Genomic DNA, 26,120 nt, shown 5'->3' on the forward strand with positions numbered 1-26,120 from the left:
CCTGTCAGGTTTTGAAAAGCTGACAGGTCTCTTTCTCTTGAAACGCTAGCCATATTCATAATCAAAAAATTCATAATTCGTAATTAAAAGTATGGAACTAATATTTGTTTACAATGCTAATTCAGGAAAATGGAATGGCTACATGGACATCATGCACAAAATATTCTCTCCCAAAACTTATCCCTGCAGCTTATGTGACATCACCTACGGGACTTTCAAAATCAGGGAAGAATGGGCTGAATTTAAAAAGACTTTGGATATCCCGCTAACCTTTTTACACAAGGATGAATGGTTGGAACAATACGGAATTAAAGATAATCTCCCTGCTATTTTCATAAAAGAAGGGAATAAAATTCAAAACTGGATACCTGCCGAAACACTGGATCAGCAGGATTTAGGTTCATTGAAAAATCTTATTGTGAAAAAATTGGAGATGGTTAAATAACATCCGTGTAGTTTTATTTTTTATGCACTAATTCTCAAAAAATCTATCCTCCTCCCAATTTTTAGTATTATTGCGGATATATTTTTTGATCCTATAATATTCTTCTTTTGTTCTGATGATATGGTCATGGAATCGGGTTTGCCAGCCATTTTCCAAATTTAAACGATTAGCATGTTTTGTAACAGCAGATTTGTAGGAACCAATAATGGATGAGATAGAATTTTTCCCAGGGTTTTGGAACCTGGTTTTGCCCGTCAATATTTCTGGATTATTCATTTCCGTGGGTGTAGAGACAATGCATGCATTGTCTCTACCGTACCCTGTTCTACCGTTATCAGCACCATCATTCCATAATGAATTAAAATCAAAAACCTCAAAATAGACAGGTGGCGGAAAACCATTTTGCAAAACCAATATTCCATGGATATGATTTGGCATTACCACAAACTCATCTAAATGCACTGATATTGCGTGGTGGGGAATTTCATGCCAGAATACATTTGCCAAAATGCCCTGATGAGACAATTGCATTTTTCCATCGATTATTTCACCAAAAAAATGATGCCGATCTTTTGTACAAATTGTAACGAAATAACTGGCATCCCATCTGTAATCCCATTTTTGCCTTCGGGCAGATGCTGTTCTATAGGTGTTTTTGAACTTTTCACTCATAATCAATGGGGAATTGCTTACAAATTGAAAATCTAATTATCCCATATTTGTTGGTCTAATATCAATCTACAACACATCATTAGCCAAATTGGCCAATTCTGAACGCTCCCCTTTTTCGAGCGTGACATGTGCATACAGTTCATGTCCTTTTACCCTATCTATCAAATAGCTAAGTCCATTGGATTGGGAATCTAAGTAAGGCGTATCAATTTGATTAACATCACCAGTAAATACGATTTTTGTATTCTCTCCTGCCCTTGTAATAATGGTTTTCACCTCATGAGGTGTTAAGTTCTGTGCTTCATCAACAATAAAATAAATATTAGATAAACTTCTTCCCCTGATATAAGCCAAGGGCTGAATAGTTAATTTCTCCTTATTGACCATGTCCGTAATATTCAAAAACTCTCGTTCATGCTCCTGAAATTGATGTTGAATATATTTAAGGTTATCCCAAAGCGGTTCCATATAAGGGTTCAATTTGGATTTTATGTCTCCAGGAAGATAGCCTATATCTTTATTTGATAACGGCACAATAGGTCTTGCTAAAAATATCTGTTTAAAATCTTTGCGTTGTTCCAAAGCAGAAGCTAATGCAATCAAGGTTTTACCAGTACCCGCCACTCCTTGCAAGGTCATTAATTTTATTTCCGGATTAAGCAAGGCATGAATAGCAAAGGCCTGTTCTGCATTTTTAGGCATAATGCCATAAGCCGACTTTTTATCAACCTTATCTATTTGATTAGTCAATGCATTGTAATAACCCAGGGCTGAATTCTTATTACTTTTCAAAATATAAAAAGTATTGTTCATGGGTTTCTTCTTGCCCATAATGTCTGATACCTCACAATGATAAGTATCATAAAGCTTATTGATAGTCTCGGTGGTAACAGTCTCCAACTGCAATTTCCCTGAATGTAAATCACTCACATTTTTCACCTTACCTGTCTGATAATCTTCTGAGCGTAATCCACAGCTTTTGGCCTTCAACCGCAGATTAATATCCTTCGTGACCAAAATAACCGTTTTATCTTTTAACTCCTTTTGCAGCTGTACGGCACTTCCTAAGATTTTGTGATCGGGTATATCTTCTAAAAATATTTGATCTGATTCCACAGCTTCTTTGCTTGGCATCAAGACTTTAAATACACCTTTCGTCTTCCCATTCAATGGAATCCATTCACTCAAAGATCGGCCATCAGCCAATTTATCTATCATTCTGATGAACTCACGGGCTTCAAAATTCTTCGTATCATTTCCTTTTTTGAACTGATCGAGTTCCTCTAAAACTGTAATAGGTATAGCCACATCATGCTCTGCAAAGTTCATGATGGAGTCATGGGAATAAATAATAACTGAGGTATCGAGTACAAATACTTTTTCTTCTTTCTTCGCCTTCGCCATATATAGTAAAGTTGATATGATTTTAGAATCAATTTAAAAAATTATTGGTATTGTCAACCAGAAAAACGGTTCTAATATTTAAAAAATATATAAGTGACAGAGAATCAATTGGCTAAAAATGTAAAAAACTGATTTGATAATTCTAACTTGTTTAGTGTATTGATTTATTAAGTAAAGTACGTCACGTACTTTACTTAATATAAACAAATATATATTTGTGACTTAAAATTTCATCTAAAGCTTAAACCCAAAATCAAAGCCAATCCAGTGTGTGCGGTTTTCAGTTGCTTTCATTATTAAAGGCAAATCCAACTGTGCTTCTTCATTGGAGAAATAGCCAATATTGTAGGACACTCCTACTAATAAAGGAGGTGCGTATTTTTTAAATAGATCATAACTGAAATTCAAAGAAATCCTGCTGCTGGGCAAACCTTGGGTCCATTTCTCCCCTCTTTGCATCAAATACAATAAGTCATGGGATAGAGAAACTGAATTGTAATTTTTATTTTTATAATACTTCAATTCCAAACCATAACCCGTTGTCCAATTAATGTTTTTATTCCAACTATAATTGTAACCTACTATCAATCGATTGAGCAAATATTTACTGCCATTGGAAATGGTTAAATAAGTATTCATGATCTCATTGGCTGCCAAATTTCCTTCTCCATGACTAGTATTAGTATTAATCAACCCAACCGGAATACCTTTATTATCTTTACTTAAATTAATCAATCCGATTTGCCAGCCATTATTGCCATTAGTAATATTCATTAAGCCTAATTGGAAGTGGTCACGCATAAAAAAGAATCCTTTTTCATACATCAGACCAGCATCAAATGAATAATTAAACAAACCAATTTGAGCCATAGAATTCCTTTTAGGTGCATAATTCAAAATCCCCCCGATTTGCAAACCTAATGCGCCACGTTGAATGGCATTAAACATCCCAAGCTGAACCCCTTCAAAAGTTTTACTCACTCTGTTGAAAGCACCCATTTGAATTCCCTTCCCGTCACCTTCCACTTTATTGATTAAAGTTCCTATTTGAGCACCTCGAAACTCAAAATCAACTTGCTTTTTGGATCTGAAAGCTAAATTTCCAGTAACATTTGAAAATGCGGAAAGTTGCATTCCGTTGGTGTATAAAAATGAACGATTACTAATCCCACTAATCTGAAATCCTTGAATGGCTCCCGTATAACCAGAAAGCAGATGTAAAGAAAGATTAGATAAAATATAGTGGCTATGTTGGGAATTGTCCGCACCCGAACTAATACCGAGTTGTACTTTATGACGAACTAATTTATTGACTTGTGCATGCAAATTGAAAAGTGGTAATAGCAGAATACATAATAGTAAACGATAACGCATAATTAGTTTGTTGATAGTGAAACATAATGCGTCTGTGCTACTACCAATTATGGTAAAGGCAAAGCAATTCCAGCTCGGTTCAAGCCCGAATTTTTAAAATGGAAAAGGTTCTATATAATTTCAAGTAGAAAAGACCGATATCCATACACCCATAAAATGCATTCACTTTTTGAAATGCATACAAACACAAACACGATCTGAAAATAGATAGTCTAAAAGAAAAAACCAACAATTCAGTAGCTAAAATGGAAATAGCTTGGAAAAATAGTACCTAAAATCAAATGACAACCGTATATCAAAATAACTGCCTAACAATCGGTAGGAAAAACAAAGAATTCCGTATTTTTGACTTCAGGAAACGAAAATAGATTTAGAGTATGAGTGTTAAGACGGCTAAGAAAACCAATATATCAAACGAAATTTTAGAAAAGGCATATCGCTTAATGCATACTGCCAAAAGAATGGCTGAAATTTACGATGAAAATAAAGCCATTGCCTCAAAATATGTGCATAGTACTTCTCGCGGGCATGAAGCTATACAGTTGGCCGCTTCTATGCAATTAAAGCCCATCGATTATTTAGCGCCTTATTATCGAGATGAAAGTATATTATTAGGAATTGGTATGGAGCCTTACGAACTAATGCTCCAATTAATGGCTAAAAAAGATGACCCTTTCTCTGGGGGTCGTTCATACTACAATCACCCTTCCTTAAAAAGAGAAGGAATGCCGACCATTCCGCACCAAAGTTCTGCAACAGGCATGCAGGTGATTCCTGCAACAGGAATGGCTCATGGATTAATATTTAAAGAAGAGCATGGATTAGGAAGTGAAGGAGAAAAACCTGTCGTAGTATGTTCACTTGGTGACGGGTCTGTTACTGAAGGAGAAGTGGCAGAAGCATTCCAAATGGCTGTATTGAAAAATCTACCGATCATTTACTTGATACAAGATAATGACTGGGGAATTTCTGCTACAGGAAAGGAAATGCGTGCAATGGATGCTTATGAATACGCAGCAGGATTTAAAGGTTTGAAAAGAATGCAAGCCAATGGAACTGATTTTGAAGATTCTTATAATAAAATGGGAGATGCTATAAAGCATGTTAGAAATCGTAAGGGTCCTGTTTTGCTACATGCTAATTGTCCACTTTTAGGTCATCATACCTCAGGGGTAAGAAAAGAATGGTACAGAAGTGAAGACGATCTAGAGCTTCACTCAATGGGAGACCCGATCCCAAAGTTTCATCAATTCCTGTTAAAACATGATTTCTCAGAAGAGGAGTTAAAGAAACTAGAAAAGGAAGCCATAAAGACTGCCAATGAAGCATACCAAAAAGCTTTGGATGCTGAAGATGTTGATGCCAGTGAAGTAGAATTACATGAATTTGCAGAAACCCCTATAACGGAAGAAAAAGGACAAAGAAAGCCAAAAGGCGCTGAGAAATCCGTAATGGTAGATGCCGCATTGCATGCTGTTGACGATATTTTACAAAATAATCCGGAAGCACTTTTCTATGGACAAGATGTTGGAGGTACGCTAGGAGGTGTTTTCAGAGAGGCCGCTAACTTAGCTAAGAAATATGGCGATGGGCGTGTTTTCAATACGCCTATTCAAGAAGCTTATATTATTGGGAGCACTGCTGGTATGTCAACGGTCGGAGCAAAACCAATTGTTGAAATTCAATTTGCCGATTACATCTGGCCAGGTATGAATCAACTGGTTGAAGAACTTTCTAAGTCCTGCTATTTGTCAAACGGTAAATTTCCAATTCAATCTTTAATTAGGGTACCTATAGGAGCATACGGAGGTGGTGGTCCTTATCACTCTGGTTCAATTGAGTCAACTTTGTTGACTATCCGAGGAATAAAAGTAGTTTATCCCTCCAATGCAGCAGATATGAAAGGACTAATGAAGGCTGCTTTCTATGATCCAAATCCAGTAATAATGTTGGAGCATAAAGGCTTGTATTGGTCTAAAGTACCAGGAACAGATGGTGCTAAAAATCATGAGCCGGATGAAGATTATATTATTCCATTAGGGAAAGCAAGAATTGAGCAAGAGGCAGACCAAGAGAAAATTGATAATGGAGAAAGCATGACCATTATTACTTACGGAATGGGGATTTATTGGGCAAAAGCAGCTTCTAAAAAATTTAAAGGCCAAGTTGAGATCATCGATTTGAGAACATTAAATCCTTTGGATTGGGGATTAGTAAAAGAAAGAACAGAGAAACATGGCAGAGCATTGGTGCTGACGGAAGAGCCTCTGATGAATTCATTTGCGGAATCATTATCCGGTAGACTTAACCAAGAATGTTTCGAGTATTTAGATGCACCAGTTCGCTCCTATGGAGCTTTAAATCTACCTGCCATAGGACTTAATGTTGAATGGGAGAAAGCGATGTTGCCAAATGCTGAGAAAGTTGAGAAGCAGATCGAGGATCTTTTAGGCTATTGATAGACTAGGAAGCACAAAAATGAAAGTGTTTAGAATCGCTTAACTTACTGGAACAAAAAAGAGCACTCGCAATAATGAGAGTGCTCTTTTACTTTCTAAGAAATTTTAACTTTTTTATTCTTCATCAGCAGCAAGGCGAACCATCATCCCATCCATATCAGGATGCAATCTCATCTGGCAAGCTAATCGACTATTGTGCTCTGCATTAGGTAATATATCCAGCTGATCCATTTCCTGATCCCCCGGTTCATTTAAACTGTCAAAACCTTCTTCCACTTTCACATGACAAGTAGCACATAGTGCCATTCCCCCACAAGTAGCCAAAACTGGATACTCATTTGCTTTTAAGAATTCCATAAGGCTCAAGCCCATATCGGTTGGAGCCTCCAATTCTTGGACATCACCTGAATAATCTTGTACTTTTATTTTTATATCATTCATAACTTATTGCTTGCAGATTTCACTTTTCAAATCGCAAATATAAAGTAATTAGAAAGATTCGATACCGTTTACAGTAGTATATTTAAAACTAAGATGCTTTTCAGGATAAATGTGTTTAAAAGCTGATTGTGCCATCAATGCTGCTTCATGAAAACCACATAAAATCAATTTCAGTTTACCTGGATATGTATTGATATCACCTATCGCATAAATCCCAGGCACATTAGTTGAATAATCAGTAGTATTTACCTCTATTTGATTTTTGTGAATACTTAATCCCCAATCGGCAATTGGTCCCAATTTAGGACTCAAGCCAAACAAAGGAATTAAATAATCAGCGTCCAACTCTATTTCAGATTTATCAGCTCCTGTAACTTTTACTGAATTTAATTTACCATTTCCTGACAGAGAAGCTAAATTACTTTTCAACAATAAGTTGATTTTTCCTTCTTTGGCTAATTCAAATACTTTATCAGCTGAATCTGGTGCTCCACGGAAAGTCTCATTTCTATGTACCAAGGTAATTTTCTTAGCGATTTTAGAAAGTTCAATCGTCCAATCCAATGCAGAATCACCTCCACCGGCCAATATCACGTTTTTATCTCTGAACTGCTCAGGATCCTTCACCATATAGGAAACTCCTTTACCCTCAAAGTCAGCAATTTCTTTCATAGGTGGCTTACGAGGTTCGAAACAGCCTAATCCACCAGCAATCACAACTACTTTACATTCTATTTCGGTACCATCCGAAGTTCTTAAATTAAAACCAGTAGCAGTTTTTTCTACCTTATCTAATCTTTCACCTAAAGTATAGGTCGGATTGAATGGCTTTATTTGCTCAGTCAAATTATCCACCAATTCTTGTGCTTTGATAGTCGGATATCCCGGAATATCATAAATTGGTTTTTGCGGATAAATTTCAGAAAGTTGTCCTCCCACTTGTGGAAGCGCATCCACTAAATGGCATCGCAACTTCAATAATCCTGCTTCAAATACTGCAAATTGACCTACTGGTCCAGCTCCGATAATGCAAATGTCAGTTTGTATCATTGTTTTAATAAGTTATTATAAGTATAACTTCAATTCGCTGACAAAGTTCGTATAAAAATAGTTGTTTTACTAACTATATTGGAAAATATCTAAAAATGGGGATTACTCGATACTTAAAAAAAAAGATTAAAGTCGGTAGTCAGTCTTTTACGGAATAATCAGTTCTATCTACTATCAACCCACTATCTAACCAATGAATCGTATTTAAAACGAATTGAACATTTTGAGGGGCTGTAGGAGAATTGAAACCTACTTTAATCTCGTCCTGAACTATTTGAGCGGTAAACATAGCCGCTTCGGTAAAAAAGGCCACTTTCCCCTTTCCGTATTTCAATATTGCTCCCATTACTACTTTTTCCGTGGGCTTTACAACTGTACTTTCGTCAAATTGCCAGGCCACATCCGGAATTAAAAGGCGGTGGGTTGTCGGAAACTTAGCAATAACTATTGCGTCTGAAGGTGCCATTAAGGCTGAACCCGTAAATGCTGCTATGGAATCAATACCTTTAGTAATAGGTGTTTCAAATAGATTAGCTGCTTTCTTAGAATACGTTTCAGGAGGCCAACTGCTTCTTCCCGATTTCATAACGAAGCCGTCTTCATATGAAAATCCGAACTTTTCAGCAAGTTCATTTGCCGCTCCAGCAAACGGCATATGGTCTGCGATCACAAGCAAACTACCGCCATTTTCCACCCAAGATTCCAGCATATCTATTTCATTTTCAGAAAACGCATTAGCAATGGGACGGCTCCAATTACCGACATTAGTACTGTGCAAGGCATTGGAGATCACAAAGATATTCAAAGGATCAAGTGACTGTTTAGTGATTTCCTCTATGGAAATGGGATTATAACCGTCTGCGCACATCAATTTAGCAAAAGGGGCGAAATTGGTTTTAAGCTGGTGCAGATTATGATGTGAGGCATCAATTCCGATCAAAGCAGTCTTATCTACACCATATTTAGGGTTTTCAATAGAAATGGGGAAATCCATGTCTGGCTGCTGCTGAGCGTAGAGCTTAAAATTGAGAGCGAGAAAAATTAATAATAGATATTTCATCAATTTCTATTTACAATGGATCAAGAACAAAATATAAATCTACTCCGATCTTCCCTGAAAACTAATTAATATTTTTAACATATTTGCCCCAAAAAGCCTCACTCCAGCTTTTTCCTTGGTCCGTAGAGATTTCCCAAATTTGGAAAACGCTTCCATCTTTTTGCGGGACCCACTTTATTTGATCAATTTTCCCATTTAGCTCTTCAGATTGCATAATCATTTGTCCATCTTCAACATTACCATTAAGCAACAAAGCGTTTCCAGTATTGGAGATCCAACTTTGATGCCACATTCCGGTCTTGTTATTATAAAAATTATAGCTTGTTCCTGCTCCTCCCCTCTTGGAATTCCAGTTTTCTTGAATTCCGCAAGCATTTTGGATAATATGAATGATATTTGTCCCGATGTGATCGCCATTTTTATTATATACTTCCCAATTGCCTAACCAAAAATCAAAAGCTCGATGGTTTTCAGATTCACAATCTTGATTTTGAAATTCTTCCGAAGCTAAATTTGTATAGTTCTCGACTGTTTCATTTTTCACATTCTCTCGAAATTCATTAGGTTTTAAGTCATTCAAAAAATCACCATCAGGATTTTCACCGAGCCAATCATTAAAATGTTTTTCAATTTCATCTAACTGGCTTTTATTTGCATATCGAGTTTCTAATATAATGTCATATTCTTGACTTTTAGACTTCATCATTCTAAAACCCGAGATAACCCCTTTACCCAAAGCATATCTACGAAATTCAGCCCAGTTATTCTCGTAAAAATGAAAGGCTTCTTTTTCCTTTCCATTCAAAATCTTGACATAATCTAATACCGATAGGGCATTTGAATTCTCAATAGGTAATGGTAATTTCAGAATTACCGGAAGATTGCCATCCTCATTTTGAATAACTCCATTCTCATTTAAACCCCAAAAACTTGTAGCTACATATATCAAATGATTCCCATCAATAAAGCCCAAAGTTGGCTCGCCCATAGCAGGATGGTTTTTTTCCAAATACTCAAAATCCTCTATTTCAACTCTGTCTGTATTCAGTTGCAATAAAATGACTCGATGTGGTGTCACGCCATTTTGAATCGCTAGGAGGTTTCCTTCGTGAGCATAAAGACCATCAATTCCTTTCAAAGACAAATCAGGTAGGGATTTCATTTTCTGAATTCTTCTAGTAGCTGAATCGAAAACGAATAGTCCTTGACTATAGTCAGCTAAAAACACTTTACTCCCAATCTGCACTACCCCTTGAAGCGACAAGATATATTCTGAACTAATCCAGCTTTCCAGTTTATCATCTTTAAGTCTGTAAACTGTATTGGTTTTGCTGTCAGAAACCAATAATTGGTCATTTTCGGTTAAAATCACGTCTCCGAAAATATGCTTTTGATTATCATCAATGGAAATACTATCCAACAACTTTCCACTTCTCAAATCAGCTTTATACAGCTTAGATTGCTCAAAATGAGCTGAGCTTTCGCTTAAGCCAGCTTGTGTAAATCCTGCTCCTGTAAACCAAAATAAACTGTCCTGAACCACCATTCCTGTGATGGCATAGGAGAAATTATTTTTAAAAAATGTTACTAAATCCCCATCTTTATAGGAGTAAATATTGCGCTTATTGATACTACTTAGAAGATAACTATTTTGGTATGGATTGTAGGCAACGTCTTCAATGTGGAGATTTGAGATAGGGATCACGAAGGCAGAATCAGAGGAAATAATAGGTTCCATCATTTCTTTTTGATAGGCTAAAAGCTCTCCATATGCTTGTGTGCTTTCTAATTTCTTGAAATCCACTCTTTGAGGATCATAATTTTCAGCATCTGTATTGATTACATATCTTAACCAATAATTAGCATTATCGATTGAATCATTAAGTGCATACGCCATCGCCAAATAATAATTGATGGTTTGATGTTCTGGCCGCAGATCATGAGCTTTTTTGATCTGGGAGAGCATTTCTGGATAATTCCCTTCCGTGTAAGTTCGTGAAGCATCCTGAAAGTACGATTGATAAGTTTGTGCCTGAAGTGAAAAGCAGATGAAGCTGAAACATATAAATAAAGAAGAGCAAGTTCGCATAAATTTCATTTTTCAAAAAGTTGCACCATTAATTACACACAATATAAACCTAATTTAGGTGAAATGTATTGGGCACATCAATTAAGAGTCGCTTAAAAACAACCATCACTATAAATGCTTTGCATATAATTATTAAAAAGGTGATTATCGTCAAATAGTTTTTCAGCCTGTGATCGATAATAGTCGTCAAAATATTTGATTAACTTCAAGTCAAACTTAAACTAATGTGTCGATGAAGAGTATTTCAAGTTTTCTCATTACTTTATTACTTAGTATATCCTTGGGGGTTTCCCAAAACCACTACGGCAAAAACGGAATGGTATCCAGTGCTTCTACCTACGCCTCTCAAGCTGGTATAGAAATTCTAAAAGATGGAGGCAATGCGGTGGACGCCTCTGTTGCTACTGCATTTACGTTAGCAGTTACATGGCCGTTTGCAGGAAATTTGGGCGGTGGTGGATTTATGGTCATTCATACAGGGGAAGGAAATGTCACCACTTTTGATTTTAGGGAAAAAGCACCATTGGCCTCAACTAAAGATATGTTCTTAGATGAAAAAGGGAATCTGAAATCCGGTAGCAATCATTATTCTGCTCTTGCAATTGGAGTACCAGGAACTGTAGCTGGTTTATATGATGCCCATCAAAAGTATGGTAAAATACCTTGGGAAAAGCTGTTAGAACGTGCCATTCAGTTAGCAGAATACGGCTTTCCGTTACCCAAATCTTTGGCAAACGATTTCCTATATTTTGCAAAAAATCTTGACCAATTTCCAGAAATGCAAAGTTTTATTGAGAGAGATGGACAAGTTGTCGAGTTTGGAGAGTACTGGAAGCAACCTGCTTTGGCGGAAACTTTAAAAAAGATTCAAAAAGAAGGTAAAACAGCCTTTTATGAAGGAGAAGTAGCAGAAACCATAGTCGAATATATCCAATCGCAGGATGGTATTGTCACTTTAGAGGACTTAAAGCAATATGAGGCGATCGAACGTGCCCCTATTCATTCTATCTTTAACGATTATGAATTGTACGGGATGCCTTTACCAAGCTCTGGAGGTGTGGCTGTCACTCAAATGATGAATATGTGGGAGCATTTAGAAGAAATCCCTACAATGGGTTCAGTTCAATACTATCATACGTTAGCCGAAATCATGCGCAAAGCATTCAAAGATCGGGCACAATATTTGGGTGATGCAGATTTCATTGATATACCGGAATTGGAAAAATTACTTTCCGAAGATTATGCTGATGAACTATTGAAAGAAATTGATTTTGAGCAAGCTGGTAAAAGCGACAGTAATGATCTTCAACGTATTTCTGAAGGTCAAGAAACTACTCATCTATCAATTATGGATGGAAATGGAATGGCAGTTTCTTTAACTACTACCTTAGAGCAAGGCTATGGGGTAAAAATGCACTCTCCTAAACTAGGCTTTTTATTCAATAATGAAATGGGAGATTTCAATGCCGTTCCTGGGAAAACTACTAATAGTGGACAGATTGGAACTCCAGCTAATATTATAGCACCGGGAAAACGGATGTTATCCAGTATGAGTCCATTTATAGTAATGAAAAATGATATACCATTTTTAGTAATTGGCAGTCCTGGTGGCAGAACAATTATCAACACTGTTTTTCAAACCATTCTTGCCACCACAGTTTACGATTTTCCCATGTCTCAAGCTATAGAAGCACCAAAAATCCACCATCAGTGGTTGCCTGATCAAATCATTTATGAAGAATATAAAATGGCACCTGAAACATTAAAAGCTCTGGAAGCAATGGGCCATAAAATCCAAATGCGTAATTTTTTGGGCCGGTTAATGGGAATAAAATTTAATGCTGAAACGGGCTATATGGAGGGAGCGGCTGATAGCAATAGTCCCGATGGCGGAGTTGCTTCTTATTAATTCAAGGATTTTTGTTCCACTTTGATCATACTCCAAAAAATTTTATCTACCGGATGCACATAAGGATCTGACATCACATAACCAATTTCATATAGTTCTACGGCTTTTTGCAATTCGATTTTTGCCTTTTTTAGATTGTTTTCTGCTTTGAAGACCTTAGACATGTAAAAATGATTTTCTGCCAAATCATTATAGTCTTGCTGCTTTTTAAAATTTAATTTAGCATTGGATAAATCTCCATTTTCTAAATACAGGACGCCCAAATGGATATAATCGTAAATCCCAATCACATATCCTTCAGCCTGTAATTGAGTTTCTATGAGGTCGATTGCTTTTTGCTTCCTACCAAGTGCTTTGTAGCAAAGTGCACGGACTACTTGTAAATGATAATTACCATTAGCTGAATGCCCAATATCTGCATTAGAAATTCTCAGTAATTCTTCAATATCTACAATTGTTCCACCGTAATCACGGAAGAATTGATATCTGCAGGAAGCCCTATAGCCTAAATTTCCAAGAGGATCATATTTTACCGCTAAATCAATTAGTCTTTTCCATTCAATAAAATCACCACTTTTTAAGTACGCAACTGATTTCGCTCTATAAGGATAAGCAAAAGTAGGGTCTATCTTTATAGCCTTATCCATAGCGATTTGATATTCTTTACTGAATTGATAGTGACCCTTGGCATTTTCAGTTTGCAAGCAAGCTTCATATTTCAATGTATCCCCTTCATTTAAAAAGTAATTGCAGTTAGGCTGAGTAAAGGAATTATAACTGAAGGCTAAAAAGAAGAAAGATAAATATAACTTCATAGATTTTTGGGCTAGGTTAAGGCATTATTTCAATAATATTACCTCCATCAATTTTAAAAATAAGGTATTGGTAATAATCCCAGGGTGTATTGTTCATCTCCTCCATTTCGATAGGGAGCCAACCGTCCATTTTCTTGCTCAAACTGAGAATTTGATCAGTGATTGATTTATCAAAAGCCATGGGTTGATAATCTTGTCCCATACCCTTCAAACGGAACCTTCCAGTCTCTCCTTTGCAATTTACGATAAATCTAATTCGCAAGAAGCCAATCTGCTTAGATTCAGTTGGTTTATAGTTTTCTAGGAAATACTTATCAATGGCGGGCTTTTCACCTTTATATTGTACACCTTTGCTGAAATTGAAATATTGCCGAACGTTATTATCTGTATAGCATAATTTAAAATCAGGATTATCAATTTCTTCATCAAATTGGATATCTCCAACCCAACGTAAATAGGGTTCTTTTTCAATATCCTTAATTTCATTACAAGAAAACATACCTATTGAAAGGCAAAGAAAGCTCATTAATATTTTATTCAAAATAATAAATTAAGGTTGATAGTTTATTGATTTTTGGCTGGTCTATTTAAGATTAATCCTCGCAGGATACATCTTGTAAATCTTCATTCCAGCAATGGAAATCCGTATCATTAAAGTGATTTTCGCTTTTCACCCGACCAAATTTCAGCTCACTGTTCCAATAGATTTCTATCAAATCATTCGTTTGAGTATTGGAAATTTCCACTGAGCGATTCAAATCACTATTGTCATCTCTACTGTAATTGATATAACTACCTAGTAATTCACCTTCTTTTTCTATAGTGAAATCAGCGTTTGCAACAGTTCTGTCTTCATTTCTAGACCATTCAGTGCTGATCCAAGCTGAAGGATTCTGTGGACTTTCGTAGAGTGTCCAACTTCCGCTATTACCATCGACATTAGATTGACCTTCAAACCAAACAAAATCATCTACATTGTTAGAGTTGGAAGAAATATAGCCTTTCCAATCCACATTTCCGTTCACCACATCGGCTGTTAAACGAATTGCAAAATCATTGGCATTTGCAGAAAAATTACTTTCCCAAGTCCATACACCAGCATCTGTATCATAAACAGGATTTTGGGTGATTGTGGCTTTGAATGCTGTTACTGGAACAGCCAAACCACCTGTTAGTAAAGCAGAATATACACTAACATTAATTGCTGAGTAAAACCAGTTTTCAATTGTTTGATTCCTTTGGTTTCCTTCCGTTTGGAAATCATCAAAGTTTGGTGCCATACTATATTCTGGCGGCATTACAGGTTGTGGATCTTGGTCGTTTTCATTGCTAGAATCACAAGACCATAAAATTACTGTTAGACTCAAAAATAGACTCAATAACTTTTTCATAATTACATAAATTTTATTCTGTACTGTACTAAGATACACTATTCTTTGTAAAAGTTGGAATCTTGCATTCTAAACGTTACAAAAGTTTTTAAATTTTATGAGATTTAAGATTTATCGAATTCGCTAAAACTTTCATTCCTTCTAACAGTTAACTAAGTATGTCTTCAAAACGCCATTTTACTAGTTTTACCTACGTTAATTTGATTTTTTCTCCGTTTTTGAAGCATTATTTATTAGTTTAAAGTTTCTATGCAAAATTATTTCAATCGCTACCAAGAAATCAGGAAAACAACAGAGGGCATCTGCGAACCTCTTCAAATAGAGGATTACGTTGCACAGCCAACCGAGGATGTAAGCCCTCCAAAATGGCATCTAGCTCATACTACTTGGTTTTTCGAGACTTTTTTATTGAAGAAATTTTCAAAAGAATATAAAGAATTTCATCCTCAGTTCGCCTTCCTTTTCAATAGCTATTATGTGAGTGCAGGGGAAAGGATGTTGCGACCCAATCGCGGTAATATGACCCGACCAACCGTAAAAGAAATCTATCAGTACAGGAAATATGTAGATATTGCCGTTGGGGAATTGCTTTCTCAAATCATTACGGATGAAATGAAAAACATTCTAGAGATCGGCTTCAACCATGAACAGCAACATCAGGAATTATTATTTTATGACATCAAATATATTCTAGGTCACAACCCTCTATTCCCTGTTTATGACAAAGGCTTTGAGGAATATTTCACTGAAGATTGGGAGCAGGATTGGGTACAAATCAATAAAGGGAATTATAAAATTGGTTTTGAAGGCAAGCGCTTTTCTTTTGATAATGAACATAAATATCATGAAGTGCATTTGGAGGGCGCAAAAATCAGTAATCGATTAGTGACTAATGGCGAATATGCTGAATTTATAGAAGATAAAGGCTATGAAAAACATACTTTTTGGCACTCAGACGCCAGAGCATGGTTAGAGGAAACTGGGATTTCAGCTCCTTTATATTGGCATAAAATTGAAGGGGACTGGTATTATTACACACTTGCTGGCTTAAAACCTATTGACAAATCCGCACCATTGATGCATATCAGCTTTTATGAGGCCTATGCCTTTGCAGAATGGAAAGGACTGCGGCTACCTACAGAAATTGAATGGGAAACAGCATCTAACTTATTTGACTGGGGTAAACGGTGGGAACATACAGCCAGCGCATATCTTCCATACCCTGGCTATAAAAAACCAGAAGGTGCCATAGGCGAGTACAATGGAAAATTTATGGTTAACCAAATGGTAATGCGCGGTTCTTCTCGAGCCACCTCAATCAATCACTCACGTAAAACATACAGAAACTTTTTTCATCCGCATTTGCAATGGCATTTCAGTGGGATCAGATTAGCAAAAGATTTATGACAACAACCGAAAAAATTAATTTCTCTGTAGGAGATGCAGTAAAAGAAGGTCTCACACAAAAAGAAAAATCACTTCCTAGTTGGCTTTTTTATGACGCTGAAGGAGATCGTTTATTTCAGGAAATAATGAATATGCCAGAATATTATCTCACTAATTGTGAGTACGATATTTTTCAGAAATATAAGGATGAAATTCTTTCCATAATTTCAACTGATGCTGATGGATTTAATTTGATTGAATTTGGCGCGGGAGACGGTTTGAAAACAGAAATTCTATTGAAACATTTTGTAGCGGAGAAAGCAAATTTCAATTATAAGCCAGTCGACATTTCTCAAAATGTACTTAATCTATTGCAGGAAAGAATGCAAAAGTCTATTCCAGATCTAGATATTAAACCTATTAATAAGGAATACTTTTCTGCTTTGGATGCATTAAATGCTGAAAGAAAAAATCCAATGGTGGTTCTTTTTATGGGTGGAAATATTGGGAATTTTGAACTACCCGCTGCACAATCTTTTGTAAATCACATATCAAGTAAGCTTAGAAAAGGCGACCGAATTATCATGGGTTTTGACATGAAAAAAGACCCGGAACTGATCAGAAATGCCTACAATGATACACAGGGTATTACTCGACTGTTTAATATGAATTTATTAAAAAGACTAAATAGTGAATTGGATGCCAATTTTAATTTAGAGGAATTTAAGCATTATCCATCTTATGACCCGCAAACCGGCACTACGAAAAGTTTCTTAATTTCGCAGAAAGAGCAGGAGGTCAACTTAAAATTCATTAATACCACTGTCCATTTTAAAGCTTGGGAACTTATTCATGTGGAAGTATCCCAAAAATTTGATGAGGATATGATTGAAAATATTGCAAAAGAAGCGGGTTTAAATGTAGAAAAGTATTTTTATGACGACAAAAGATATTTTGCCGATGTGGTGATGAGGAAATAGTTAAACCCGTCAAAGCTTCACTGGTCTTAGCGTCTCGCTGAGACCTTGTCCTGTAAGTCTTAGCGAGACGGTAAGACTAGGAGGTTTAACTGTCAAAACCCATAATTCTTGAACCAAAAAATGCAGCACAACAGACCCAAAATTAAGCTTCAAAAAACAACCTTCGAATATTTGATTGAGATTGCCAACTTGGCAATTCTAGTGCTGACATGGCTTTATATTTTCTTATCATATTCAGAACTAAATAGCGAAATCCCGGTCCATTTTAATGCCTCAGGAGAAGCTGATAGATATGGTGGTAAACAATCTATATTTTTACTCCCTCTGATAAGTACCATGCTTTTCATTGGTTTATCAGTCTTAAATAAGTATCCGCACATATTTAATTACCCTACTGAAATAACAGAGGAAAATGCTAAAAGGCAATACAGAAATGCTTCTAATTTAATCAGGATATTGAATTTAATCATAGGATTTGTATTTGCATATATAATTTATGAAACGATAAATGCTAAAACAGGAAATTCTGAAACATTAGGAAAATGGTTTTTACCAACATTTATTATCATCATTAATATACCTGCACTATACTTTCTAACTAAAGCATTTAAGAAGAAGTGATTGATGGAAAGCTTTTTTACCGGTCTTAGCGGCTCTCTAAGACATTACCCAAATACCTTTAAATCTTAGCGAAAGGCTAAGACTAGATGGTAAATCACAGCCTTTGGCTGCAATCATTATTGTCTAAAAGCATTTTTCAAACGCCCTTATTAGTGTTAAACTATCGGTGACTATCCTCATCCTCTAAAATACTCAAATAACTTTCATATCGGCTAGGGGCAATTTTCCCTTCCTCCATCGCAGCTCGAAAAGCACAACCTGGCTCATGGGTGTGAGTACAATTATTAAATTTGCAATCACCAATATATTGCCTCATTTCAGGAAAGTAATGACTAAGCTCTTCATTGCCAATATCCCATAAGCCCAATTCCTTAATGCCTGGGGTATCAATCACAAAAGTTCCTGCCCATGCCTCAAACATTTCGGCAAAAGTAGTGGTATGCACTCCTTTTCCAACTGATTCGGACACCTCCCCTATTCTTTGTTCTATATATGGTGAAATTAAGTTCAGCAAGGTAGATTTCCCTACTCCTGAATGACCTGCAAGAAGTGAGGTTTTTCCTTCTAAAGAGGCTTTAAATTCTTCTATCCCTACATTCTCTTCAGCCGATACCAATAAAACTTTATATCCCAATTCCTGATAATCGAATTTAAGTGCTTCATAATATTCTAAGCCCTCTTCATCCAATAAATCTGCTTTATTAAATACCAATACTGCAGGAATTCGAAACGACTCGCAACTCACTAAAAAACGGTCGATAAATCCTAAACTCGTTCTGGGAAAAGCCAGGGTGACCACCAAAACTGCCTGATCAATATTAGAAGCCAATCTGTGGCTATGCTTTTTCTTTCTAGTTGATTTTCTAATAAGGTAATTTTCTCGGGGTAAAACATCTTTTATAATGGCTTCCTTTTCATTTTCAGGTGCAATATTTACCCAATCTCCTACCGCCACAGGATTAGTCACTTTCTCATCATCCAAGCGAAGTTTACCCCTCAATCGGCACTCATAGAATTTACCGTCAGCAAAAACTGTGTACCAACTTCCAGTCGATTTAAAAACTCTTCCTTTAATCATGATAACTTCATTTTGTGGATGATAGGCCCTATATGTTTCATTATCTTCTCAGTAGCTCCGAAATTCTTATTAACATATTCCAATGCTCTTTGAGAGGATTCCTCTAATTTAATTTCCTCTGATTTTATTAGGGACAAAAACTCCTGTGAATCTGCCACTTTAAAAGCTGCTTTAGCCTTTATTAAATCCACTGCTTCTTGAAATTTACTGTAATTTCTGTTTCCAAAAAAAACAGGTAAGCCAAAGCAAGCAGCTTCCAACGTATTATGCAATCCATCTCCAAATGCTCCTCCTATGAATGCTATTTTTCCATATTGATAGAGGGATGACAGCATGCCTATATTATCAATCAGAATAACTCTTGTTTCCGATTTAAAAGCAGACTCTATTTCACTTAAACGACAAGTAGAAATTGCCAATATCTCTTCATGTACTCTCAAATTACTCTCGCTAATATCATGTGGAGCAATAATGGCTTTCCACTCCGGGTTTTGATGTAAAAATGGTGCAATTACTTCAATGTCAGACTCCCAGGTACTTCCTCCAATTAAAATAGGATGGTCGTTAGAGAATTCAACAAACATTTCCTCAGGCCTAACATCATCCGTAATAGACTTCACCCTATCAAAACGTGTGTCTCCACTAACCGTCACATTATGAATGTGAATCCCTTTCAGTAGTGCCGCTACAGTTTTGTTTTGGACAAAAATATGATCAAAATACTTCAATATGTTTCTATGGAAACCTCCATAAAATTTAAAAAACCGTTGATTAGAACGGAAAATAGCTGAAATGGAATATACCCAGCAATCTGATTCTGACAATGCTTTTAAATGGTAGTGCCAGAATTCATATTTTATAATGAATGCCATCTTAGGATTTGTGATATTGACGAACTGCCTGGCATTTGCAGCAGTATCCAAAGGCATGTAACAAATGTAATCTGCCAACTCATAGTTCTTTCGAACCTCATAACCGGAGGGTGAAAAAAAAGTCAACAAGATAAAGAAGTTTGGATGATCTTTCTTAAATGCTTCCATGACAGGTCTACCTTGCTCAAATTCACCTAAAGATGCACAATGGAACCAAACCACTGGCTGCTCAACGGACTCAAACCTTTGCTCCAAATCAGAAAATAAATCCTTACGACCCTCTACAAACTTCTTGGATTTCTTACTAATAAGTGCATGAAGTTTTACCCCCAGACTTAAAAACAAAATACCCAACCGATAAAAAAATTCACCCATGAGGTAAAATTAAGGGTAAATATTCTCTAAAAAGAACCATTTAAAAATATTAATGTAATTTCATCACCCCTTTCTCCTCACAAAAATAGCAACAAGGGCAGAAGTTAGGGCACCCATGATTAAAGCTCCAACTACACTTTGTAATAAATAACTATTCAAATTGAAATAATCTTTTGCTTCTTCTTGTGTCATCTGTCCCTGCTCGATCGCGTAAGCTTTTAGGTTCTCAAAATATTCAGGTGTGATTAATTCATGCGTAACCAATTGACTAAATGGTGTCAATATCACAACCACGGCCGTAATGATCATACCTGAAACAAACCCTTGCTTCCAAGTCATTACATTATTGAAATGCTTTTTACGTTTTTCTAACAATGCTAATACGTATACAATAATAGAAGGAATCGCTACAAAATTGGTATAAGTAGCATGATCTGCTATATTTTCATCATGCCATCCCATAGCCTTTTCAAAAAACATCCAGAGAAGCATCATAATCACAAATATTAATCCCCATTTAATTTCAATCAGGTACTTTTTCATGTCTTATTTTCTTTTGTTGACTTACTAAATATACTCCAAAAAATATCATCATTGCAAATAATGTCTTTTCCCAGCGAAAAACTTCTTGACCAATTAGAATAGTAATAAGCGTAGCAAATACAGGTTGTAAATAAATATAATATCCCACAATGGTAGAATTAACATGCTTCAAAGCCATGGCATTCAAAAGATAAGCCAAAAACGTAGTTCCAATTATTACATAAATGATACTATACCAAATTCCTGTTGGGAAAGTCTGAAATTCCACATCGAAGATTGGCACAATTCCAAAGGGCACAATCATGATCGTCCCGAAAAGGAACACCCATTTAATCACCGTAATGGGTTCATATCTGTGCATGAGTGGCTTCACCATTACCAAATAAATTCCATAAAAAGTAGCATTAAGGAAAATAAAAATGTCTCCTAAAAACGCATCGTTATCTATACTAACTTCTTTATTTAAAACCAACATAATCACTCCTGATGCACCAATTAGAATCCCTAGGACTTTGCGCCAGGTAATCTTCTCGTTCAGCAGCCAAAAGGAAATTGCCAAGACTATGATCGGATTGGCTGTCATGATGATACTCGCATTCACAGGACTGGTCAGACTTAGTCCATTGAAGAAAATAAGCTGATTTCCCATCACCCCAAAAACTGCACACTTAGCAAATAACCAGTAATCTTTTTTTCTGATGACTTTTTCTGAAGAGGTGAGAGCATGATAAATCCAAAAAAGAACAGTGGCCACCGTTGCTCTCAACAATATAAAAGCATTGGGACTCATATAATTAGGCATCACTCCTTTTGCGATAACGTAATTCGCTCCATAGATCAAGCCTACAAGTGCCAGTGCTCCGTGAATTTGCCAGGTCTTATTCATTTGGCAAAAGTAAGGGATTATGCGGATATTGCAGATTATTAAGTTAGAAGGATTATGATATTTGGAGAAGATAAACCGTTGGCGGAAAGAATGCGACCTACACGATTGGATGAACTAGTTGGTCAGCAACATTTAGTGGGTGAAAAAGGCGTTTTAAGATTAACAATTGCGCAAGGAAAAGTACCCTCAATGCTCTTCTGGGGACCTCCAGGAGTCGGAAAGACTACCATTGCTAATATTATTGCTAATCAAGTAAAGGCTCCATTCCAGACTTTAAGTGCAATAAGTGCCGGGGTAAAGGATGTACGAGAAGTGATTCAACGGGCATCCCGTTCGGGAAAAATCATCCTATTTATTGATGAAATTCATCGCTTCAACAAGTCTCAGCAAGATGCTCTTTTGGGTGCTGTAGAAAAAGGGGTGATTACTTTAATAGGTGCCACTACAGAAAATCCTTCCTTTGAGGTGAATTCAGCTCTCCTTTCTAGATGTCAAGTTTATACCTTAAAAGCACTCGAATTGGACGATCTAAAAGGGCTAATAAAAACTGCATTAGGGAAAGATGAAAAATTAAAAGAGCTCAATATTGATATTAAAGAATATGAAGCCCTAATTCAGCTGTCAGGTGGTGATGCAAGAAAACTTCTGAACTTATTCGAATTGGTAATCGATGCCTTTGGTCAGAATGAACAAATCGAGATTACTAACGACAAAGTGAAAGAAATTGCACAGAATAGAATGGCAATTTATGATAAATCCGGTGAGCAACACTACGATATCATATCAGCATTCATCAAAAGTATAAGAGGAAGTGACCCAAATGCCGCACTTTACTGGCTAGCAAGAATGATCGAAGGAGGGGAAGATGTGAAATTTATAGCCAGAAGATTATTGATTTCTGCCTCTGAGGATATTGGACTAGCCAACCCAAATGCTCTATTAATTGCTACTAACACTTTTCAAGCCGTTACGATGATTGGGTATCCAGAAGCAGAAATTGTTTTGGCGCAATGTGTAACCTATTTAGCCTGTTCTCCGAAAAGCAACGCTTCCTACCTGGCCATTAAAAAAGCTAAACAATTAGTTCGAGAAACTGGTGATTTACCTGTGCCTTTGCATTTACGAAATGCCCCGACAAAGCTGATGAAAGACATGAATTACGGTAGCGGATATAAGTATTCTCACGACTTTCCTGAAAATTTTGCCTTCCAAGAGTTTATGCCCGATGAGATTAGTAAAAAGACTCTCTACGAGCCTCAGGGCAATGCCAGAGAAAAAGATTTTCGACAAAAGCTACAAAATCTATGGCGAAAAAAGTACAATTATGACTAATCTAAGAATTATGGTATTTTTTTTATTCATTTAATTAGCTACCTTTAATTTTGATATAACTAAGCACAAACTATAACTAAGAAAGCACATGGATCCAAAACTGGAAAAGTGGAAAGAGATTGAATTCAATGTGGATCTACCGCATGCAAAATATGAAGTCTCTAATTACGGTCGGATAAAAAGTTATTCTACACGTGAAACCGGAAAAATCATCAAGGGCTCCAATGTTAATGGCTATCAAGCCATTATGGTTCGATTTGACAAAAGAATTACGCAAAGCTATTATGTACACCGTCTAGTTGCTGAATCATTTATCCCAAAAGATAATGACAATCAGGTTTATGTGACTCACTTGGATTACGATAAATCAAATAATCATGTTAGTAATTTAAAATGGGTTTCTGAAAGAGAGCTGGCAGACCACAATAACAAAAATCCAAAAGTTTTAAAGAAAAGAGTTACAGGATATAAATTAACAGAATCTGATGTTAGAGTGATTAAAAAAATGTTGAAAAACGAGAAGACGAGATACAGTCAAATCGCCAGACAGTTTGGAATCACTCATACACAACTGAATAGAATTAGAAAAGGACACAATTGGGGACATGTAACAATTGATGATTAATTAATTATCAATTTCATCTTGAATTAAAAAGCATGCTTACTTTAATTAGGAGCATGCTTTTTTACTTTTACGAGCTATATCTTTATCCTAATCATAAATTTATACTCTGGATTGCAAAAGCTTCAAGCAATACAATTGTTTATCCCGTAATTCTGCGCTAATTTTAAGCCCAAATTGGTATACAAAATGCAAAGAGACAATATTATATTCGACCTTATTAAAAAGGAGCAAAAAAGACAGGAAATCGGTGTGGAATTGATCGCATCTGAGAATTTCACTTCGCCCGAAGTAATGGAAGCAATGGGCAGCGTGTTGACCAATAAATATGCAGAAGGCTTACCAGGTAAAAGATATTACGGTGGATGCGAAGTGGTAGATGAGGTTGAAAATTTGGCAATAGAAAGAGTTAAAGAATTATTTGGTGCTACTTGGGCTAATGTTCAGCCACATTCTGGTGCTCAAGCAAATGCAGCAGTGATGCTAGCTTGTCTGAATCCTGGCGATAAAATATTAGGTTTTGACTTATCCCATGGTGGTCATTTAACACATGGCTCGACAGTTAATTTTTCTGGTAAATTGTATCAGCCTTCTTTTTATGGCGTAGAGGAAGAAACAGGCTTGATTGACTGGAATAAAGTTGAGGCCACTGCTAAAAAAGAAATGCCGAAAATGATCATTTGCGGTGCCTCTGCATATAGCCGCGAATGGAACTATAAAAAACTAAGGGAAGTTGCCGATGAAGTAGGCGCTATCCTGTTAGCAGATATATCTCATCCTAGCGGTTTAATTGCCAGAGGGCTCTTAGATGATCCTTTGGACTATTGTCATATTGTAACCACGACAACTCATAAAACTTTAAGAGGGCCAAGAGGTGGCTTAATTATGATGCGGGATGATTTTGACAATCCATTTGGATATAAGAATCCTAAAGGTGAATTACGTAAAATGACTCAACTATTGGATTCAGGTGTATTCCCAGGTACGCAAGGAGGACCTTTAGAGCACGTCATAGCTGCCAAGGCTGTTGCATTTGGACAATGTTTGACCGATGATTATTTCAATTATATTCTCCAAGTGAAGAAAAACGCTGAGGTTATGGCTAAAGCGTTTATGGAGCGAGATTATAAAATCATATCAGGTGGAACAGACAACCATTTAATGCTGATCGATTTACGTTCAAAAGGAATTACCGGTAAAATCGCTGAGGCCGTTTTAGGTGAAGCAGATATCACTATCAATAAAAATATGGTGCCTTTTGATGATAAATCACCATTTGTTACTTCCGGTATGAGAATAGGAACTGCTGCAGTAACATCGAGGGGATTAGTTGAATCTGATATGGGAAGAATTGTGGATTTCATTGATACAGTAATCACTCAGCATGAAGACAAGCAAAAAATTGCACAAGTTAAGAGTGAAATCAATGAATGGATGGTAGAGTTTCCTTTGTTTAAATAAATTATGCCAGCAGATCAACCACAAGCGGAGATGAGCTTTTTAGATCATCTGGAGGCATTTCGATGGCACATCGTTAGGGCCTTATCCGCAGTTGTACTTTTTTCTATCATAGCTTTTGCTTCAAAAGAGTTTGTCTTTGGAACCTTAATTTTGGGCCCTTCCAGACCTGACTTCTGGTTTTACCAAATGGCTTGTAATCTGGGGCAAACTGTAGCGAATTCAACTGCTTTTTGCATAGAAGAGCTACCATTCATTATTCAAAGTAGGAAAATGACTGGGCAATTCAGTATGCACATCACATCTTCCATAGTATTGGGTATTATAGTGGCCTTTCCATATTTCTTTTGGGAAATGTGGCGATTTGTGAGCCCAGCATTATATGAAAATGAAAAGAAGACAAGCAGAGGCGCTACTTTTTTTGTAAGCTTGCTATTTATGTCTGGAGTTTTGTTCGGATATTATATAGTCGCACCTATTTCTATCAACTTTTTGGCAAATTATCAAGTAGATGCTTCCGTTTTGAATGAATTCGATATTACTTCCTATGTTTCTACTTTAACCATGTTGGTACTAGCATGTGGATTAATGTTTCAGCTGCCTATGGTGATTTTGTTTATGAGTAAGGCTGGGATTATCAATCCACAGATTTTGAAAAAGTATAGAAAAATTGCTATTGTAGTTATTTTAGTAATTAGTGCTTTCATAACTCCACCTGATCCTATAAGTCAATTGCTGATTTCCTTTCCGTTATTGATTTTATATGAGATAAGTATTTATATTTCTGCTATTATCCACAAGAGGAAGGATAAGAAAGAAGCAGATTTAAAGAAATTAGAAGAAAGCTAATAAACACAT

General features: G+C 36.3%; 24 protein-coding genes. 10 read left to right on the forward strand and 14 right to left on the reverse strand.

The genetic code is table 11. From position 1 onward, the window contains the following. Positions 1-91: 91 nt before the first annotated feature. Complete coding sequence (locus tag AAC601_RS15140) at positions 92-445, forward strand: hypothetical protein (RefSeq protein ID WP_340153707.1); 354 nt, start codon at positions 92-94, stop codon at positions 443-445. A gap of 27 nt (positions 446-472) precedes the next feature. On the opposite strand, the gene AAC601_RS15145 is transcribed toward AAC601_RS15140, so the two are convergent. From AAC601_RS15145 to AAC601_RS15155, 3 genes are all read right to left on the reverse strand, one after another. After that, a complete protein-coding gene (locus tag AAC601_RS15145) occupies positions 473-1,117 on the reverse strand; it encodes a transposase (protein WP_303270407.1) in 645 nt (214 codons plus the stop codon). A 66-nt stretch (positions 1,118-1,183) separates the two neighbouring features. Then, entirely contained in the window at positions 1,184-2,521 is a 1,338-nt protein-coding gene (locus AAC601_RS15150) for a PhoH family protein (RefSeq protein ID WP_340153708.1), read from the reverse strand. 234 nt (positions 2,522-2,755) lie between these two features. After that, positions 2,756-3,895: a hypothetical protein gene (locus AAC601_RS15155; protein WP_340153709.1), complete on the reverse strand. Its 1,140-nt coding sequence runs from the start codon at positions 3,893-3,895 to the stop codon at positions 2,756-2,758. Between the two features lie 377 nt (positions 3,896-4,272). Here AAC601_RS15155 and AAC601_RS15160 point away from each other — a divergent pair, with 377 nt between their 5' ends. Beyond that, positions 4,273-6,354 carry a thiamine pyrophosphate-dependent enzyme gene (locus tag AAC601_RS15160; RefSeq protein ID WP_340153710.1) on the forward strand — a complete coding sequence of 694 codons (2,082 nt, stop codon included), beginning with the start codon at positions 4,273-4,275 and terminating at the stop codon, positions 6,352-6,354. Between the two features lie 114 nt (positions 6,355-6,468). On the opposite strand, the gene AAC601_RS15165 is transcribed toward AAC601_RS15160, so the two are convergent. The 4 genes from AAC601_RS15165 to AAC601_RS15180 form a co-directional block, all read right to left on the reverse strand. Continuing rightward, positions 6,469-6,795, reverse strand: a complete 327-nt coding sequence (locus AAC601_RS15165; protein WP_303270411.1) for a 2Fe-2S iron-sulfur cluster-binding protein — start codon at positions 6,793-6,795, stop codon at positions 6,469-6,471. A gap of 48 nt (positions 6,796-6,843) precedes the next feature. Then, positions 6,844-7,845, reverse strand: a complete 1,002-nt coding sequence (locus AAC601_RS15170) for an NAD(P)/FAD-dependent oxidoreductase (protein WP_340153711.1) — start codon at positions 7,843-7,845, stop codon at positions 6,844-6,846. Between the two features lie 139 nt (positions 7,846-7,984). Continuing rightward, a complete protein-coding gene (locus AAC601_RS15175) occupies positions 7,985-8,905 on the reverse strand; it encodes a hypothetical protein (RefSeq protein ID WP_340153712.1) in 921 nt (306 codons plus the stop codon). A 61-nt stretch (positions 8,906-8,966) separates the two neighbouring features. Then, positions 8,967-10,994 carry a hypothetical protein gene (locus AAC601_RS15180; RefSeq protein WP_340153713.1) on the reverse strand — a complete coding sequence of 676 codons (2,028 nt, stop codon included), beginning with the start codon at positions 10,992-10,994 and terminating at the stop codon, positions 8,967-8,969. A gap of 232 nt (positions 10,995-11,226) precedes the next feature. On the opposite strand from AAC601_RS15180, the gene ggt reads away from it, so the two are divergent. Beyond that, positions 11,227-12,903, forward strand: a complete 1,677-nt coding sequence (ggt, locus tag AAC601_RS15185) for a gamma-glutamyltransferase (RefSeq protein ID WP_340153714.1) — start codon at positions 11,227-11,229, stop codon at positions 12,901-12,903. On the opposite strand, the gene AAC601_RS15190 is transcribed toward ggt, so the two are convergent. From AAC601_RS15190 to AAC601_RS15200, 3 genes are all read right to left on the reverse strand, one after another. Beyond that, a complete protein-coding gene (locus AAC601_RS15190; protein ID WP_340153715.1) occupies positions 12,900-13,718 on the reverse strand; it encodes a hypothetical protein in 819 nt (272 codons plus the stop codon). The genes ggt and AAC601_RS15190 overlap by 4 nt on opposite strands. A 16-nt stretch (positions 13,719-13,734) precedes the next feature. Then, positions 13,735-14,244, reverse strand: a complete 510-nt coding sequence (locus AAC601_RS15195) for a hypothetical protein (RefSeq protein ID WP_340153716.1) — start codon at positions 14,242-14,244, stop codon at positions 13,735-13,737. Between the two features lie 67 nt (positions 14,245-14,311). Further along, positions 14,312-15,109 carry a hypothetical protein gene (locus tag AAC601_RS15200; RefSeq protein WP_340153717.1) on the reverse strand — a complete coding sequence of 266 codons (798 nt, stop codon included), beginning with the start codon at positions 15,107-15,109 and terminating at the stop codon, positions 14,312-14,314. Between the two features lie 249 nt (positions 15,110-15,358). Between AAC601_RS15200 and egtB the strand changes: the two genes are divergently transcribed. The 3 genes from egtB (at position 15,359) to AAC601_RS15215 (ending at position 18,096) form a co-directional block, all read left to right on the forward strand. Further along, the gene (gene egtB, locus AAC601_RS15205) at positions 15,359-16,516 is read left to right on the forward strand and encodes an ergothioneine biosynthesis protein EgtB (protein WP_340153718.1); all 1,158 of its coding nucleotides are present in this window, start codon (positions 15,359-15,361) and stop codon (positions 16,514-16,516) included. Further along, entirely contained in the window at positions 16,513-17,475 is a 963-nt protein-coding gene (locus tag AAC601_RS15210; RefSeq protein ID WP_340153719.1) for an L-histidine N(alpha)-methyltransferase, read from the forward strand. The genes egtB and AAC601_RS15210 overlap by 4 nt, the downstream gene beginning before the upstream one ends. Before the next feature lie 120 nt (positions 17,476-17,595). Then, positions 17,596-18,096: a DUF1648 domain-containing protein gene (locus AAC601_RS15215; protein WP_340153720.1), complete on the forward strand. Its 501-nt coding sequence runs from the start codon at positions 17,596-17,598 to the stop codon at positions 18,094-18,096. 160 nt (positions 18,097-18,256) lie between these two features. Here AAC601_RS15215 and rsgA read toward each other — a convergent pair whose 3' ends face one another. From rsgA to AAC601_RS15235, 4 genes are all read right to left on the reverse strand, one after another. Continuing rightward, positions 18,257-19,174 carry a ribosome small subunit-dependent GTPase A gene (gene rsgA / locus AAC601_RS15220; protein ID WP_340153721.1) on the reverse strand — a complete coding sequence of 306 codons (918 nt, stop codon included), beginning with the start codon at positions 19,172-19,174 and terminating at the stop codon, positions 18,257-18,259. Beyond that, a complete protein-coding gene (locus tag AAC601_RS15225; protein WP_340153722.1) occupies positions 19,171-20,421 on the reverse strand; it encodes a glycosyltransferase N-terminal domain-containing protein in 1,251 nt (416 codons plus the stop codon). Before AAC601_RS15225 ends, rsgA begins: the two co-directional genes overlap by 4 nt. A 63-nt stretch (positions 20,422-20,484) precedes the next feature. After that, positions 20,485-20,964 carry a DUF4199 domain-containing protein gene (locus tag AAC601_RS15230; RefSeq protein ID WP_303270423.1) on the reverse strand — a complete coding sequence of 160 codons (480 nt, stop codon included), beginning with the start codon at positions 20,962-20,964 and terminating at the stop codon, positions 20,485-20,487. Then, a complete protein-coding gene (locus AAC601_RS15235) occupies positions 20,945-21,850 on the reverse strand; it encodes a DMT family transporter (protein ID WP_340153723.1) in 906 nt (301 codons plus the stop codon). Before AAC601_RS15235 ends, AAC601_RS15230 begins: the two co-directional genes overlap by 20 nt. Before the next feature lie 54 nt (positions 21,851-21,904). Between AAC601_RS15235 and AAC601_RS15240 the strand changes: the two genes are divergently transcribed. The 4 genes from AAC601_RS15240 (at position 21,905) to tatC (ending at position 26,111) form a co-directional block, all read left to right on the forward strand. Further along, on the forward strand, positions 21,905-23,182 hold the full coding sequence (locus AAC601_RS15240; protein ID WP_340153724.1) for a replication-associated recombination protein A: 1,278 nt from the start codon (positions 21,905-21,907) through the stop codon (positions 23,180-23,182). Between the two features lie 88 nt (positions 23,183-23,270). Beyond that, positions 23,271-23,807, forward strand: a complete 537-nt coding sequence (locus AAC601_RS15245; RefSeq protein ID WP_303270425.1) for an NUMOD4 domain-containing protein — start codon at positions 23,271-23,273, stop codon at positions 23,805-23,807. A 186-nt stretch (positions 23,808-23,993) separates the two neighbouring features. Continuing rightward, entirely contained in the window at positions 23,994-25,265 is a 1,272-nt protein-coding gene (gene glyA, locus AAC601_RS15250) for a serine hydroxymethyltransferase (RefSeq protein ID WP_340153725.1), read from the forward strand. 3 nt (positions 25,266-25,268) lie between these two features. Next, the gene (gene tatC / locus AAC601_RS15255) at positions 25,269-26,111 is read left to right on the forward strand and encodes a twin-arginine translocase subunit TatC (RefSeq protein WP_340153726.1); all 843 of its coding nucleotides are present in this window, start codon (positions 25,269-25,271) and stop codon (positions 26,109-26,111) included. The last annotated feature ends 9 nt before the right edge of the window (positions 26,112-26,120 follow it).

The sequence above is a fragment of the uncultured Marivirga sp. genome (assembly GCF_963974845.1).
In the GTDB taxonomy this organism is placed as follows: domain Bacteria; phylum Bacteroidota; class Bacteroidia; order Cytophagales; family Cyclobacteriaceae; genus Marivirga; species Marivirga harenae.

What these genes read in the sequence shown, in the direction of transcription:
- AAC601_RS15140 (WP_340153707.1), top strand. Translation starts at nt 92, where the DNA reads ATGGAACTAATATTTGTTTACAATGCTAATTCAGGAAAATGGAATGGC.
- AAC601_RS15145 (WP_303270407.1), bottom strand. Translation starts at nt 1,117, where the DNA reads ATGAGTGAAAAGTTCAAAAACACCTATAGAACAGCATCTGCCCGAAGG.
- AAC601_RS15150 (WP_340153708.1), bottom strand. Translation starts at nt 2,521, where the DNA reads ATGGCGAAGGCGAAGAAAGAAGAAAAAGTATTTGTACTCGATACCTCA.
- AAC601_RS15155 (WP_340153709.1), bottom strand. Translation starts at nt 3,895, where the DNA reads ATGCGTTATCGTTTACTATTATGTATTCTGCTATTACCACTTTTCAAT.
- AAC601_RS15160 (WP_340153710.1), top strand. Translation starts at nt 4,273, where the DNA reads ATGAGTGTTAAGACGGCTAAGAAAACCAATATATCAAACGAAATTTTA.
- AAC601_RS15165 (WP_303270411.1), bottom strand. Translation starts at nt 6,795, where the DNA reads ATGAATGATATAAAAATAAAAGTACAAGATTATTCAGGTGATGTCCAA.
- AAC601_RS15170 (WP_340153711.1), bottom strand. Translation starts at nt 7,845, where the DNA reads ATGATACAAACTGACATTTGCATTATCGGAGCTGGACCAGTAGGTCAA.
- AAC601_RS15175 (WP_340153712.1), bottom strand. Translation starts at nt 8,905, where the DNA reads ATGAAATATCTATTATTAATTTTTCTCGCTCTCAATTTTAAGCTCTAC.
- AAC601_RS15180 (WP_340153713.1), bottom strand. Translation starts at nt 10,994, where the DNA reads ATGCGAACTTGCTCTTCTTTATTTATATGTTTCAGCTTCATCTGCTTT.
- ggt (WP_340153714.1), top strand. Translation starts at nt 11,227, where the DNA reads ATGAAGAGTATTTCAAGTTTTCTCATTACTTTATTACTTAGTATATCC.
- AAC601_RS15190 (WP_340153715.1), bottom strand. Translation starts at nt 13,718, where the DNA reads ATGAAGTTATATTTATCTTTCTTCTTTTTAGCCTTCAGTTATAATTCC.
- AAC601_RS15195 (WP_340153716.1), bottom strand. Translation starts at nt 14,244, where the DNA reads ATGAGCTTTCTTTGCCTTTCAATAGGTATGTTTTCTTGTAATGAAATT.
- AAC601_RS15200 (WP_340153717.1), bottom strand. Translation starts at nt 15,109, where the DNA reads ATGAAAAAGTTATTGAGTCTATTTTTGAGTCTAACAGTAATTTTATGG.
- egtB (WP_340153718.1), top strand. Translation starts at nt 15,359, where the DNA reads ATGCAAAATTATTTCAATCGCTACCAAGAAATCAGGAAAACAACAGAG.
- AAC601_RS15210 (WP_340153719.1), top strand. Translation starts at nt 16,513, where the DNA reads ATGACAACAACCGAAAAAATTAATTTCTCTGTAGGAGATGCAGTAAAA.
- AAC601_RS15215 (WP_340153720.1), top strand. Translation starts at nt 17,596, where the DNA reads ATGCAGCACAACAGACCCAAAATTAAGCTTCAAAAAACAACCTTCGAA.
- rsgA (WP_340153721.1), bottom strand. Translation starts at nt 19,174, where the DNA reads ATGATTAAAGGAAGAGTTTTTAAATCGACTGGAAGTTGGTACACAGTT.
- AAC601_RS15225 (WP_340153722.1), bottom strand. Translation starts at nt 20,421, where the DNA reads ATGGGTGAATTTTTTTATCGGTTGGGTATTTTGTTTTTAAGTCTGGGG.
- AAC601_RS15230 (WP_303270423.1), bottom strand. Translation starts at nt 20,964, where the DNA reads ATGAAAAAGTACCTGATTGAAATTAAATGGGGATTAATATTTGTGATT.
- AAC601_RS15235 (WP_340153723.1), bottom strand. Translation starts at nt 21,850, where the DNA reads ATGAATAAGACCTGGCAAATTCACGGAGCACTGGCACTTGTAGGCTTG.
- AAC601_RS15240 (WP_340153724.1), top strand. Translation starts at nt 21,905, where the DNA reads ATGATATTTGGAGAAGATAAACCGTTGGCGGAAAGAATGCGACCTACA.
- AAC601_RS15245 (WP_303270425.1), top strand. Translation starts at nt 23,271, where the DNA reads ATGGATCCAAAACTGGAAAAGTGGAAAGAGATTGAATTCAATGTGGAT.
- glyA (WP_340153725.1), top strand. Translation starts at nt 23,994, where the DNA reads ATGCAAAGAGACAATATTATATTCGACCTTATTAAAAAGGAGCAAAAA.
- tatC (WP_340153726.1), top strand. Translation starts at nt 25,269, where the DNA reads ATGCCAGCAGATCAACCACAAGCGGAGATGAGCTTTTTAGATCATCTG.